This window comes from Amycolatopsis sp. NPDC003676 (assembly GCF_053587275.1).
Window position 1 is genome coordinate 30,843 of sequence record NZ_JBSFNS010000015.1, and the last position, 14,165, is coordinate 45,007.

Consider the following 14,165-nt stretch of genomic DNA (forward strand, 5'->3'; position numbering starts at 1 on the left):
GTCTTCGTGGAAAACGAGGACCAGCCACGGCTGCGCAGCGTGGTCAGCTACGTCAAACGCGGCGGACGGATGACCGTCGGCCAGCAGCGAGCCTGGGAAGAACACTGGCCAAGGCTCGGCCGGACGGTGTCCGAGCTGCCTGCCGGACCGGTCGACTTCACCGAGTGGTTCGGCCGCGAAGCGCCGGTCATGCTGGAGATCGGCTCCGGCATGGGCGAGACGACCTCGCAGCTGGCCGCCGCCGCGCCGGAGCTGAACTATGTGGCCGCCGAGGTGTACGACCCTGGGCTCGGGCAGTTGATGCTGCGCGCGGAGAAGCTCGGCGTGACGAACCTGCGGCTGATGCACGGTGACGCGGTGGTCCTGCTGACGTCCCATGTCGAGCCCGGCACGCTGTCCGGCGTGCGGTTGTTCTTCCCGGACCCGTGGCCGAAGAAGCGCCACCACAAGCGGCGGATCGTGCAGCCTGAGTTCGTGGCGCTGATCGCGTCCCGGCTGGCACCGGGCGGGACGTTCCACATGGCGACGGACTGGGAGCACTACGCGGAGCAGATGCTCGAGGTGTGCTCGGCGGAGCCTGCGCTGCGGAACCGGTATGCGGATGAGCCTGGCGGGTGGGCACCCCGGCCGGAGTGGCGACCGGTGACGAAGTTCGAACAGCGGGCGGACCGGGAGGGGCGGGTTTCGCACGACTTGATCTTCGAGAAGCGCTGATCTTGGGCTTGCTCTTGGGCCCATCGCAGCCTGGGCTCGGATGAATCTTGCGCTGACGCGCTGGGCCTGACCTCGGCGGGACCATGCACTGGTTCTGCTCTGAAGCGCCCCAATGCCACATTGGGTGCGTCAGATGCACCCAATGTGGCATTCGGTGCGTTGAGCGCACCCAATGTGGCATTGGGGCGGGTTGGCGGCGCGCGAGGCTGGGCGGTCGGTGAAGCGAGCGAAGTGACGAAGGGCCGTCACCGGGTTCCCATCCCCGGCAACGGCCCTTCGTTTCCTTCACCCCCGGTGCCGCCCCTCCCCCGACGAGGGGCGGCCGCCAGCTATTCGTCGGCCAGTGGTTCCGCCTGGACCCGCTTCAGGGCGGGCGTGCAGACCGACGCGCCGAGCAGTGCGACCCCGATTCCGAGCACCACCGGTGCGGCGATCCACGGGCTGAACACGACCGACCCCCGTTCCATCGTCGCCATGAACAGTCCCAGGCCCACCACGACACCGGTCACGCCCGCACCGATGGTCGCCACCAAAGCCGGTAGCGCGGCTTCCATGCGCAGCGCCCGGGAAAGCACCCGCACCGGCGTGCCTGCCGCCATCAGGGCGCCGAACGTCCGTCGGCGGTCCATGACCGAGCCTGCGGTCGCGACGGCGGCGCTGCAGCCGGCGAGGATGCCTGCCGCGATCAGGCCGATCACGGTGACCCGGCGCAGGTCGCTGAGCTGCACTTGCTGTCCGTAGAGGTACTGCTCACGGCTGCCGATCTCCTCACCGACCGCGTTGGGCACCAGCGCGGTCCGCACGGCCTCGCGGTTCGCCTCAGCGGTCGGCACGACCAGGGTGACCTGGCTCGGTTTGATGCCGGCCGGCACCGCGGACGGGTCGATCACGTATTCGCCGAAGCTGTTGTGCTTTTCGGGGTGATAGGTGCCCGTCTTGACCGCGCCGAGCGGGATGCCGGTGCTGTCGTCGCCGCCGAACCGCGCGACCCGCAGATTGCCGGTGTCCAGCTGGTACGGCGTGTACAGCCCGACGCCGGGCTTGCAGTCCTGCTGCGTGATCCCGAGCCGGGTCAGCTTGGCGGCGTCGGCGCAGGACATGACGTAGGCGCGCTGCATCGACCGGTAGTTCCCCTCGCCCTGCATCACGTAGACGCTGGCCACCGGGACGACGCGTTCGGACAGTCCGGCTTTCGCGAGCGTTGCGTTGGTCCGCTCGGTCGCCTCGGGAGCCCGGTTCGCGGTGACGTCGACGTACAGCGCCGAGTCCACGTACTGGCGGCCGCCGCCAGCGAGGGATTCGATCGACGGCAGCAGGGTGAGCGCCATCGACCCGGTGAACACAGCGAGCACAATCCCCGCCGAGGCCCGGTAAGAACCCTTCGGGTCGTTGCGCAGCCGACGTCCGGCCAGCAGCGACGACGGCCGCCGCCAGGCCCGCACGAACGTGCCGCCGACCGCTGAGGTCACCCAAGGTCCGACCACCATCGCCGAACCGACCACCAGCAACAGGCCGAACAGAACCAGGTTGCTGCTGCCGCCGCCCCGCGCGCCGAAAACGGTGTAGAAGAAGAACAATCCGGCAGCGGGCAGCGCGAGCAACCGCCACCAGCGCAACGGTTTCACGGTGTGCCCGCCGCTCGCGAACAGCGGCGTGCGCACCACTCGCCGCAGGCCGAGCACCCCGGCGAGCACGACCAGCACCGGGACCAGCAGCACGGCGAGCACGGTCAGCCCGACCGGCAGCGCGAAGTCCGACGCCAGCCAGGTCCCGCCGTCCCACGGCACGAAGGTGGCCAAGCCGCGCAGCGCCGGGCTCAGCAGCAGGCCGAGCAGCGCGCCGACGCCCGCGGACAGTCCCGTTTCGGCGGCGACCATCGCGGTCACCTGGCCGGGGGTCGCACCGGCAAGGCGGATCGCGGCGAGCCGTTGTTCGCGGCGGGCAGCGGTCAGCCGGGCCGACGACGCGACGAGCACCAGGCTCGGCACGAGCAGCACGATGATGCCGACCCAGGACAACACCGTCAGCAGACCGTCCGGATGCCCCTGTCCCCCGGGGAAGGCCGCGGCCGGGAACGCGTCCTGACCGGGCAGGTCCTTGTGCCCGTACGGCCGCATCTCCTGCGTGCTGTGCCCGACGAGCGCGACGAGCTGTTCCGGATACCGCAGCGCCTCGTCGCCGAAAGCGGCGACCGGCTTGCCGAAGCGGTTCCCCAATTGGTCAGCGGGAGTGGAGTTGAGCAGTTTCCCGAGCGCGGGCGACACGATCGTCTCGCCGGGGCCAGGCAGCTGCGGGATGCCCGGCGGCAGGCGCAGCGAATCGGTCGGGCCGGTGACCGCAATGTCGACGCGGGCGACCTGCTTGCCGTCGAAGTAGTCCTTGGAGGAGTTGACGAGCAGGGCGTTCTGCTGGCCGGAGTCGTAGCGGCCGCTGCTCTGCCACAGCGCCCGCTGCTCGCGCGCCTGAGTGGCGTACGGCAGGGTCGCCAGCAGCAGGACGAGCCCGGTCGCGACGGCGACGCCGACCGCGGTGAGGATCGCCGAGGTGCGGGTCCGCCGGTCGCCGCGCAGCACCCGCAGGGCGAGCTGGAAGGGGTTCATGCCGCGAGCCTCGTCGCGATCAGGCCGTCGCGGATCGCCACGGTGCGCGGCATCGATTCGGCGAGTTCCCGGTCGTGGGTCACCACGAGCACAGCGGCGCCGGACGCCTGTGCGGCGGCCAGCAGCGCGTCCATCGTCTCGCGGCCGGTGCGGGTGTCGAGGGCGCCGGTCGGCTCGTCGGCGAAGATCACCTTCGGCCGGTGAGTGAGCGCACGGGCGATCGCCACGCGCTGCGCCTCGCCGCCGGAAAGCTCACCGGGACGGCGGGCTTCCTTGCCGGACAACCCGAGTTTGCCGAGCCATTCCCGCGCCGCGGCAATCGCTTCGCCGCGAGTTCCGCCGGCCAGCAGCGACGGAAGTGCGACATTCTCTTCCGCGGTCAGTTCGGAGACGAGCATTCCGGATTGGAAGACGAAACCGAATTCGGTGCGCCGCAGTTCGCTGCGCCGCTTTTCGCCGAACTGGTCGACCCGCTGTCCCTGCAACCAGATTTCGCCGCTGTCGGCGCGCAGGATGCCCGCCAGCACGTGCAGCAGCGAGGTTTTGCCTGATCCGGACGGGCCGACGATGGCGATCGCTTCCCCCGGCTGGACGTCGATGTCGATTCCGGCCAGCGCGTGCTGCTGCCCGTAGCGCTTCACCAGCCCGCGCCCCGACAACACCGGTCCTGCGCTCCACTGTGGATTCGTCATCCGCCAGCTCTCTCCCTGTTTCCGTCATTCGTCTTCGACTGCGACGGAAGGCAGCTTCGCGGATTCGAGCAAAGGTCCACTTCGGGCAGACGGCCGGTAACCGCGTGGCCGCCATCGGCCGATCGGCCGATGGCGACGAACCACGTGGCCAAGGTGCGCACGGGCGCGAATCATCTACCGTCACGGTGTGCCGCACTCCCCGCCGTCGAAAACGCTTGCCGCGCGGGCGACCGAACTCGCCCGCCGCCTCGACATGTCCGTGCTCGTGTTGCTCGCCGCGCTGGCGTTCGACGTCGTGTTCGTCACCGACGCGGCACTCGACAACGTCGGCCCGCGATTCGTCGACCTCGGCCTGTTCCCCGGCGTTTTCGCGATGGCGGCGTGCGCGTTCTGGGCCCGCAAACGCGCGGCGGTGGCGGGCGTATTCGGCGCGCTGACGCTGATGTTCTGCACCTTCGTCATCCGCTATCTCGCCGTCCCGACCTACTCCAGCGTGCTGGCCAATCTGACCGTCACCGAGTTCGTCGCCGGGATCGAGATGGTCTATTTCCTCGCCCGCCGGGCCCGCCCCGGGGTCGCCTTCGCGGTGATCAGCGCGCTGGTGATGGGCGCGCTCACCGCGGCTTTCGGCCGCGGCTCCTACCGCGACCTGTCCAGCAGCAGCATCGCGCAGACCCTGCTGTTCGGGTTCCTGTTCCTCGTCGGGACGGTGATCACCGGCGCGGTCGGCCGCCCGCGCCGCGAACGCGATCCGGCAACGGTGGAACGCCTGCGCACTATGCACCGGTTCACCGAGTTGGTGCGTGGCCAGTGGCCGTTGATCGGCATGCTCGGCGTCGGCGTGCTGATCGAATTCGGCTACACCTACGAAAGCGGCAGCCGCGGTTTCCCGCTGCTGGCCTGCTCGATCGGCGCCGCCGCGGTGACCGCGCTGTCGCCGCGCCGCCCGCGTGACGCGATCCTGGTGGTGGCCGGGATCCTCCTGCTGTCCGCGCTCGCGACGCCGTTCCTGCATCCCAGCCACAGCTACCAACTGCTCGGCGGCATCCCGCCGACCCAGATCGTGGCCGCCTTCGGCGTGGTCGTGAACGTCGTGCGCGCGGTGCCGCTCGCCCGGGCGTGGCCGCGGATCGCGCTGTTGTCCGGCGTGGTCGCGGTCGGCACGATCTTGAACTTCAGCCAGTACCGCACCGGCCGGCTGCTCACCGACCCGGCGACGCTCGGCATGCTCGCCACCGTCGCGGTCCTGCTGCTCGGCATCGCCATCGCGATCGGCCTCTACCTGCGTTCCCGCGATTCCGAGCGCGCGCAGGTGGTGAAATCGGCGGTCACCGACGCGCAGACGTCCGAGCGGATGGCGCTGGCCAGGGAGCTGCACGACGTGGTCGCGCACCACGTGACCGGGATCGTCGTGCAGGCGCAGGCCGCGCGGATGATGGGGGAGAAGAACCCGGAGCTCGCGCTGGAGGCGATGGGCCGGATCGAGAACGCGGGCGTCGAGGCGCTCGCCGCGATGCGCCGCCTGGTCCGCAGCATGCGCGGAGACGCACAGGCCGGTTCGGGCGAGTTCAACGAGCAGGCAACTACCGATCTGGCCGCCGACCTGCACCGGCTCGTCGAGGCGGGCAACCACGGCGTGCCGACGAAACTGGAGCTCAACCTCCCGCGGGACCTGCCGCACGAGGTCGGCCGCTCAGCGCTGCGGCTGGTCCAGGAGTCGCTCACGAACGTCGGCAAGCACGCCTCGGACGCCACCGAGGCGCTCGCGCTGGCCGAGGTCGTGGGCGGCGAACTGCACTTGCGGGTGACCGACAACGGCAGCGGGCAGACTCATCGTCCGGCGGGCGGATCGGGCGGATACGGTCTGGTCGGCATGCGCGAACGCGTCGCGCTGCTGCACGGCAGGCTTTCGGCAGGCCGCGAGCCGAACGGCGGCTGGCGGGTCGAGGCGTGGCTGCCGCTCGAGGCGAACGGGGAGACAGACGGGTGATCCGGGTACTGATCGCGGACGACCAGGAAATGGTGCGGATGGGCTTCCGCATGATCCTGGACGCCCAGGACGACATCGAGGTGGTCGCGGACGTGCCGGACGGGATCTCCGCGGTCTCGAAGGCGCGCGAACTGCGCCCGGACGTCTGCCTGCTCGACATCCGCATGCCGGGGCTCGACGGGCTGGAGGTCACCCGGCAGCTGGCCGGGCCGGAGGTCGCCGACCCGCTGAAGGTCGTCGTGGTCACCACCTTCGACCTCGACGAATACGTGCACACCGCGCTGCGCAACGGCGCGAGCGGCTTCCTGCTCAAGGACGCCGGCCCCGCGCTGCTGATCGAGGCGGTGCGTGCGGCCGACCGCGGCGACGCGCTGGTGTCGCCGCAGATCACCGTGCGGCTGCTGAAGCATTTCGACGGCGGCGCCACGGCCAAGCGCGAGGCTCCGGCGCCGTCGGAACCGCTGACCGCGCGCGAGATGGACGTGGTGAAGGCCGCCGCCCGCGGGCTCACGAACACCGAAATCGGCGCGGAGCTGTTCCTGTCGCTGTCGACGGTCAAGACGCATTTGGCTTCGGTGCAGGGCAAAGTCGGCGCGCGTAACCGAGTGGAAATCGCAGCTTGGGCTTGGCGTAGCGGCGTAGTGGATTAACCGCTACTGGCACGCCCGTACTATCTCGTTATGTCGCGTCGATTCCATGCCCCGGTAGTGCTGCCCGCCGACCCGTCCTGCTCGCTGCTCCGCGACGCCGTCGTGGATGTCGACGACGAGGGCCGGATTTCGTTCGTCGGACCGGCTTCGAGCGCGCCGGAGTTCGCCGGCGAGGAGACCCGGCTGACCGGAATCCTGTTGCCCGGCTTGGTGAACTCGCACGCGCACAGCCCGATGACGCTGCTGCGCGGGATGGGCGGCGACCTGCCGCTGCTGCGCTGGCTGCGCGAGATCATCTGGCCGACCGAGGCGAAGCTGAAGCCCGCCGACGTGCGCACCGGCATGCTGCTCGGGTCGGTCGAAATGCTCCGGCACGGCGTGACGACCAGTGCGGAAATGTATTTCGAAGGCGAACAGCTCGTCGACGCGGTGCTGACGACCGGCGGCCGGGTGCTCGTCGCGCCGCCGGTGATCGAGCTGCCCGGGATGGACTGGCGCGCGACGCTGGCGGCGATCGACCGGTGGATCGACGCCGACGGGCTGCGGTTCGGTCCCGGCGAGCGAATTGAGCTGGGTTACGGCCCGCATTCGGCGTACATGCTGAACCCGGACGGACTGCGCGCGACCGCGGAATCCGCGGCTGCCCGGGGCGCGCTGGTGCAGATTCACGTCGCCGAGGCGGCGGCGGAGGATCTGGAGCAGCGCAAGGAGTTCGGATCGGTGCCGAAGCTGCTGGATTCGCTGGGGATGTTCAACGGGCGGACGCTCGCCGCGCACTCGATCCACCTGTCGGACGAGGACATCGCGATCTTCGCCGCGCGCGGGGTCGGGATGGCGCACTGCCCCGGCTCGAACGCGAAGCTGGCTTCGGGCATCGCGCGGATCAAGGACTTGCGCGCGGCCGGCGTCGCGATCGGGCTCGGCACCGACGGCCCGGCCTCGAACGACGACATCGACCTCTGGGAAGAGCTGCAGCTGACGGCGATGCTGGCGCGGTTGGCCAACGACGATTCGACCGTGGTGACCGCGAAAGACGTGTTCCTGATGGCCACCCGCGGCGGTGCCGAAGCGCTCGGCCGCCACGACCTCGGCGTGCTGGAGCCGGGCCGCTGGGCCGACCTGGTGCACGTCGACCTCGACGACCCGGCGTTCGCCGCCGGTCTGGACGTGCCGGACGAGCAGTTGCTGGCGAACCTCGTGTGGGCAGCCGGTTCGCGCCGGGTACGGGACGTGTGGGTCGCCGGGGAGCAGGTCGTCGCCGAGGCCGAGCCGACTCGGGTCGACCGGCGCGAGATCCAGGCGACGGTGGCCGACACCGCCGCCCGGCTGCGCGCCTGACCTCAGCGGGGACGGACCTGGATTTCGGTGAAGTGGGCTTCCGGGGTGGCGGTCACGGCGGTGAGCACGGCCGTCGCCACGGAGTCCGGACGCAGGTACTTGTCGGCTTCGTAGTCGCCGCCTTCTTGGGCGCGGGCTTCGCGTTGCATGTCGGTGTCAGTGCGGCCGGGGAAGATCGACGTCACGCGCAGGCCCGGTTCTTCGGCACGAAGTGAGTCAGTGAACGCGCGGACGGCGAATTTGCTTGCCGCGTAAGGACCCCAGCCCGGGCGAGCGGTGTAACCGGCACCGGAGTTGATCACGACCACGTGGCCGTTCGCGTTGCGGAGGGCGGGCAGCAGCAGACGGGTCAGTTCGGCGACCGCGATGACGTTGACCTCGAGGTTCGTGCGCCAGACCGAGGACGGCGAGTCGGCGACAGTGCCGATCTTGCCGACTCCCGCGGAGTGGACCAGCACGTCCAGGCGGTCGATCTTGCTGGCGGCGGCTGCCAAAGACTCAGCGTCGGTGAGGTCGACCTGCCAGGGCTCGGCGCCGGGGAGTTCCTCGGCCACCTTCGCCAGGGCGTCGGTGTCGCGGCCGCCCAGGAGGAGGCGGTGCGTCGGGGACAGCTGGTGCGCGATGGCCGCGCCGATGCCCCGGGAGGCACCGGTGATCAGGGCGAGCGGGAGGTCGGTCATACCGGCCACGGTAGGCGTCCGCGGCTGATTCGCCAGTTCGGGGAGTCGTCGATCACTTCGCCGGGGCGCAGGAGGCCGCGGCCAGCGGGTCGCGGGGAAAGCGGATTTCCGTGCGGTGCAGCGCTCCGGTGAAATTGTCGATAAACCGACTCCAGGTGAGCGGCTCGCGGGTCGAGGCCAGCACCTCCCGGACGTCGGGGCAGCGCAGCGCCTGGCGGGCGGCGTCGATGACGACGGGCTGGAACATCCGGATCTCGCCGTCGGTGGCGTAGTCGCCGTATCCGGCCTCGGCGACCTCCCATGCCCCGACCAGCCACTTCGAGTGCCCGGGGCGGCCGTTCGGGATGGTCGACGAGTGCGCGGCGAGGTCGCTCGCCAGGCCGTAGCCGTCGTGGATGCGGACGTCCAGGGACACGATGTTGCTGATCGCGCCCATGCTGTCGGCCGCCATGGTCACGTACGGCCGGGTGGTCGGGAAGCGGAACCACTTCTTCACGTCGCCGTAGCTGTAGACGACCACTGCTGGCTGCGTCGTCCCTTCCACCGCTTCGACCGCGTGCCGGGTGACGTCCTGGCCTAGGTAATCCGTTGCCAGCACTGGGTGTTCGTGTCCGGTCGCCCACGACCAATATCCGCGTTCGTCGGTGACACTCACCGCTTGATGCGTGTTCTCGTACGGCACGCGCAGCCAGCCGCCCGCGACCACTGCCCATGCGGCGACCCCGGCGACGAGCGCGATTGTCTTCTGGGTCAACGGGATCGCCATGACCGGCAGCAGCAGCACGAACAACGCGGGCAGCAGCATCCGGCCGTGCATGAAATCGCCGCCGACGCGCACGACGTACAGCGCGAGCAAGAGCCCACCTGCCAACGAAGCCAGCAGCAAGATCCGTGACCGGCGCGCCAGGATCGCGGCGATCACCAGCAGCAGCAATGGAATCCACAGTACGTACGGGCTGATCAAGTCAGTCAGGTACGCGAAGCCGCGCGGCCAGTCGCTGTTGGCCGCTTCCTTGGCGAGCGCGGTGTTCGGCGTGACGAGACCGTAGTAGCCCATCCGGAACACCTGATACGCCAACGGAATCGCGATTCCGGCACCGAGCCAGCCCAGTGCGGCAAGCCAGCGCGGGCGGAGCAGCAGAACAAGTGCGATGAAGCCGATCACGCTGAACAGCGCCAGATCCGGCCGCACGAGCGGTCCTAGTCCAAGCACGATCGCGGTGGCGATGGGCGTCTTGCCGCGTACCAGCAGCCACCAGCTCAGTCCCAGCCACAGCAGCACCAGGCCGGTTTCGAGTCCGGAGGTGGCGAAGTCCCGGAACGGCGGGAGCGCGCACACGACGAGCGCGCCGGCGGGGGCGACCGGTCCGGTGTAGAGGCGACGGGCGCCGTCCAGTCCGAAGAAAACCCCGCCGACCGCGCACAGCAGGCCGGTGATCACCGCGATCCATTCCAGCGGCGGGCCGGGGATCGTGCCGACTCCGGCGAGGAGCCAGGTCCACAACGGACTAGTGCTGGCTTCGACGCGCTCGCCGACGTTGAAGACCGGACCGTTCCCGGCGAGTATTTGGCGGACGGTGCGGAGCACGAGCAGACCGTCGTCGCTCATCCACCGGCGTTGCCAAGCCAGCACGGTGTACAGCACGAGGACCGCCCCGGTGGCGGCCCACGTCCAGGTCATCGGCCGGCGGTACCACGGGGTCGGGTCGTCCGGCGGCGCGCCGGCGGCCGCGGTCATGATTGGTCCAGACCTCCCCGAGACGTGGTGTGCAGCCACAGTCTCGCATCCGCCTGGACGTGACGCTCAGTGGTCGCCGCGAATGTCCGTGAAGGACTCCTTGAGGGAATCAGATTCCCTCAAGGAGTCCTTCACGGACCGCTAGCGGGCGGGCGCGGCGGAGGCGGTGGGCGAGGGCGGGGCGGTCGGCACGGGCGGAGCGAGGCCGATGTCCAGGTCCATCCGCTCGCGGTCCTTGCCGCCGAGCGTGAACGGCGAGGTGCAGCCGGTCGCCGGGTCGACGGCCGAGTCGAGACCCGGTGCGCCCGCACCGCGCTGAGTGACGGTGAGGCCGTCCGGCAGCTTCGAGACGTCGAAGCACACCTGATAGGTGCCGTCCTTGCGCTGGTCGAACAGATAGCTGCCGTCGGCGTTCGTGCGCGCGGCGGCGACTGTGCCGCCCGCGCCGTCCTTGAGCGTCACCGGCAAGTCCGGGAAGCCGGGTTCATCGTCGTCCTGCATGCCGTTGCGGTTCAGGTCTTTCCACGCGCGGTCGCCGATCTTGCCGACCGCGGGCTGCGGCGTGACGGTGACCGTCGCGGTCGCCTTCTGCTCGGCGAGCGGCCCGCCTGCAGCGGTGGCGGTGACCTTCGCGGTGTTGACGTGCCCGTTGTCGTCCTCGGTGAGGTTCGGGTGATCGCAGGTGAGCTCGCGAGACGCGCTCGCGGCGAGATCGAACGCGCCGGGAAGACCGGCGCACCACGGGTCCTTCACGAGCAATCCGGTGAGCGGCTGGGAACCGGTGTTGGAGACGGAGATGCGGAAGTGCGCGGCATCGCCGGCCGGGATGGCAGCCGACGGGCCCCACGTTCCGTCCGCCGGATTCCGCACCTCCATCTTCACCGCGAACGCGGCGAGAGCCACGTGCACGCAGTCCCACAGCACCCAGTTGTGGTTGGTGCTGGCGAAAAACGAGACCGCCGCGGTCTCGTCCGGCGCGGTGACCGGCGGCACCTCCTGCTGCGCGAGCTTGCCGTCGGACGCGACGTCGTGCGTCACCGCGAGCGGTTTCTCCACCAGAACCCGGCCGGTGCGGTCGGCGAAACGCAGCCCGGTGGTGGCGCTGGCGCGCGAACCGAGCCCGGACTGTGCCGTACCCGCCCACACCGACAGCGAGTATTGCCCGCCGGGCACCGCTTTCACCTGCTGGCTGGCCGAGCTGACCCGGCCGTCCGGCGTCTGAATCTGGGCGTTGACGTGCCCGTCGACCGCGTGCGCGGTGCTGGTGACCAGCTTCGGTACGCGATCCGCCGGGGTGCTGCGCGGAACCGGTGCGGCGGGGCTGAACAGGTATCCCCGCGGCGGTCCGCCGGGCGAACCGGCGTCCTCCACGCTGGGGTTGGCCGCGATGCCGCCGCAATCCGGAGCCCCCTCGGCGGGAGCCGACCCGGGAGTGACGACGGCGAGCGCGCCGACCAGCATCGCAGTGCCCGCCGCCGCGCCCGCCGTACGTCCGATCGCGACTTTCCTTGCCCGCCTCACGCGGTGAAGCTAGACCCAGGAAGCCTGATCGGCGGTAAGAAACACTCCAAAGTGTTACTTGCGGCCGATCCGGCCCGGCAATCCGAAGGCACCCTTCTTCCACACGGACACGATCGCGGGCCGCGGCTGGGAGCTGCCGCCGTCCGGCCAGTGCGAGGTCGGGTTCGCCGAACTCGGCGCGTCCTCGCCGGGATGCTGCACCGCGACGAGCACGAGGTTTTCGGTGACGACCGGACCGCACGTCTCGGCGCCGACCGGCACGGACAGGAACTGCTTCACGTGCCCGCGCTCGGGGCCGGTCACCGGAACCGAGAAGAGGCCGTCATTCGCGCCGAGGGTGTTGCCGTCGGTGGAGATCCACAGGTTGCCGTGCGGGTCGAAGGCCACGTTGTCCGGGCACGAGATCGGGCTGACCTGGTCCTTCGGGAAACCGCCGAAGTAGGTGTCGGCCGTGGCCGGGTCGCCGCAGACGAGCAGCAGCCGCCAGGAGAACCGGGTCGCGGCACTGTCGCCGCGGTCCTCGTCCCATTCGAGGATGTGCCCGTTTTTGTTGCGGGTGCGCGGGTTCGCCTCGTCCGGGGCCGCCTTGCCCGCCGCGCCGCGGTCGGAGTTGTTGGTGAGCGCGGCGTAGATCCGGCCGTTGACCGGGTTCGGCTCGATGTCCTCCGGACGGTCCATTTTGGTCGCCCCGGCGCGGTCGGCGGCCTGGCGGGTGAACACGTAGACCTCCTCCGCGGTGAATCCGTCCACAAAGGACTTGTCGCCGCTGGCAAGGGGAATCCACTCCCCGGTGCCGTCGAACTCGCCGTCGGCGGGCAGCTTGCCGGAGCCGTCGATCTCGCCCGGGCTGTTGCCGGAGAACTTGGCGACGTACAGGGTTCCGTCGTCCAGCAGCGCCGAGTTGTGCCGCCGGGCGAGCGCGGAGTTCCCCTTCTTGTACTTGCCCTTCGAGACGAACTTGTAGATGTATTCGAACCGCTCGTCGTCACCGGAGTACACCGCAACCCGGCCGTCCGCGGTGATCTTGACGTTCGCCGCCTCGTGCTTGAACCGGCCGAGCGCGGTGTGCTTCACCGGCGTGGAATGCGGATCGTTCGGGTCGATTTCCACGACCCAGCCGAACCGGTTGGGCTCGTTGGGCTCGCGGGAGACGTCCCAGCGCTTGTCGAAGCGCTCCCATTTGCGCGTGCTCTCGCCGGTGCCGACCGCGTACCGCTTGAGCCGCGCGGCTTCCGTCGGGTCGGAAACCTTGTCCGCGTGAGCGAAGTACTGGTGGAAGTTCTCCTCGCCGGACAGCACGGTGCCCCACGGCGTGACGCCGCCGGAGCAGTTGTTCTGCGTGCCGCGCACGCGCTTGCCGGACGGGTCGGCCGACGTCTTGAGGTACTTCGACCCGGCCGCCGGACCGCGCACCTCGAAGATCGTGTCGAGCGTGATCCGCCGGTTCAGCGGGCTCGGGACGGTGCGCAGAGCGCCGCCGATCGGGTCGCGCAGCGTCTGCAGCACCGACAATCCATGTGCCGCCCAGGCGATCTTGACCTGCTCCTCAGTGGGGTTGGCCGGGTCGTATTGATCGGCCGGGAAGAGGTGCACCTCGGTGGTGTACTCGTGGTTGACCACCAGCAGATTGCGCAGGCCGAGCGGGTCCTGCGGGATCAGGCCGACGAAGTCGTTGTTGTAGCCGAACTGCTTGGCCTGCGCCGCCGCGGTCTGCTTGCGGAAGTCGAACTTCGGCGCGCCGGGGACCACCGGGTCGCCCCAGCGGATCACCACGTGCTGGGCGTAACCGTCGGGGATGCTGACGACGTCGAGTTTGTTCGGCGGCACCGGCGTGAAGTCCGTGCCGGGCACCGCGCGGCCCTTCGCCAACGGTGCCGGAGCAGGGGTAGCGGCGGCCGCGGTGCCGGACAGCGCGGCGAATCCGCCCGCCGCAGCGGCCATCACCGCACCGGCCTTGAACACGCCGCGCCGCGAGACGCCCTTGGCGATGTCGCCGAAGTACTCGTTGCCGGTTGGGTTCGGGGCCTCGTGCGCGCAGGCATTGCCGCAGCGGTATTCGCAGGTGATCGGTGACCGGCCGCCGGAATGCGCGGTGAACAAGGGCAGCAGTCGTCCGGGCTCCAGGGACACGGGGCCTCCAGGGTCGCTTCTCGGTGGGAACCCGGCGACCGTATGCGGCGAAAACCCCCTGAAACGGACTAAAAGGTGAACGGCGGATGTATTTGGCGAAAGACGGCGATCG

General features: G+C 69.9%; 10 protein-coding genes. 4 read left to right on the plus strand and 6 right to left on the minus strand.

Translation table 11 applies throughout. From position 1 onward, the window contains the following. Positions 1-6: 6 nt before the first annotated feature. Positions 7-714 carry a tRNA (guanosine(46)-N7)-methyltransferase TrmB gene (gene trmB / locus ACWDNU_RS12565; protein WP_449668897.1) on the plus strand — a complete coding sequence of 236 codons (708 nt, stop codon included), beginning with the start codon at positions 7-9 and terminating at the stop codon, positions 712-714. Between the two features lie 329 nt (positions 715-1,043). Here trmB and ACWDNU_RS12570 read toward each other — a convergent pair whose 3' ends face one another. Together ACWDNU_RS12570 and ACWDNU_RS12575 are read right to left on the minus strand one after the other, a co-directional pair. Continuing rightward, complete coding sequence (locus tag ACWDNU_RS12570) at positions 1,044-3,314, minus strand: FtsX-like permease family protein (protein WP_449668898.1); 2,271 nt, start codon at positions 3,312-3,314, stop codon at positions 1,044-1,046. Further along, positions 3,311-4,006: an ABC transporter ATP-binding protein gene (locus ACWDNU_RS12575; protein WP_449668899.1), complete on the minus strand. Its 696-nt coding sequence runs from the start codon at positions 4,004-4,006 to the stop codon at positions 3,311-3,313. Before ACWDNU_RS12575 ends, ACWDNU_RS12570 begins: the two co-directional genes overlap by 4 nt. Before the next feature lie 187 nt (positions 4,007-4,193). Between ACWDNU_RS12575 and ACWDNU_RS12580 the strand changes: the two genes are divergently transcribed. The 3 genes from ACWDNU_RS12580 to ACWDNU_RS12590 are packed head-to-tail and all read left to right on the plus strand — an operon-like array spanning position 4,194 to position 7,984. After that, positions 4,194-5,996: a sensor histidine kinase gene (locus tag ACWDNU_RS12580; RefSeq protein WP_449668900.1), complete on the plus strand. Its 1,803-nt coding sequence runs from the start codon at positions 4,194-4,196 to the stop codon at positions 5,994-5,996. Continuing rightward, positions 5,993-6,646 (plus strand): response regulator, encoded by a 654-nt coding sequence (locus ACWDNU_RS12585; RefSeq protein WP_370932864.1) that lies wholly within the window; start codon positions 5,993-5,995, stop codon positions 6,644-6,646. Before ACWDNU_RS12580 ends, ACWDNU_RS12585 begins: the two co-directional genes overlap by 4 nt. Positions 6,647-6,676: 30 nt before the next feature. After that, entirely contained in the window at positions 6,677-7,984 is a 1,308-nt protein-coding gene (locus ACWDNU_RS12590; protein WP_449668901.1) for an amidohydrolase family protein, read from the plus strand. Positions 7,985-7,986: 2 nt separating this feature from the next. Here ACWDNU_RS12590 and ACWDNU_RS12595 read toward each other — a convergent pair whose 3' ends face one another. The 4 genes from ACWDNU_RS12595 to ACWDNU_RS12610 form a co-directional block, all read right to left on the minus strand. Next, the gene (locus ACWDNU_RS12595) at positions 7,987-8,664 is read right to left on the minus strand and encodes an SDR family oxidoreductase (RefSeq protein ID WP_449668902.1); all 678 of its coding nucleotides are present in this window, start codon (positions 8,662-8,664) and stop codon (positions 7,987-7,989) included. Between the two features lie 52 nt (positions 8,665-8,716). Continuing rightward, a complete protein-coding gene (locus tag ACWDNU_RS12600; protein ID WP_449668903.1) occupies positions 8,717-10,402 on the minus strand; it encodes a hypothetical protein in 1,686 nt (561 codons plus the stop codon). A gap of 141 nt (positions 10,403-10,543) precedes the next feature. Continuing rightward, the gene (locus ACWDNU_RS12605; RefSeq protein ID WP_449668904.1) at positions 10,544-11,923 is read right to left on the minus strand and encodes a DUF7850 domain-containing protein; all 1,380 of its coding nucleotides are present in this window, start codon (positions 11,921-11,923) and stop codon (positions 10,544-10,546) included. A gap of 54 nt (positions 11,924-11,977) precedes the next feature. Then, complete coding sequence (locus ACWDNU_RS12610; protein ID WP_449668905.1) at positions 11,978-14,053, minus strand: PhoX family protein; 2,076 nt, start codon at positions 14,051-14,053, stop codon at positions 11,978-11,980. Between the last annotated feature and the right edge of the window lie 112 nt (positions 14,054-14,165).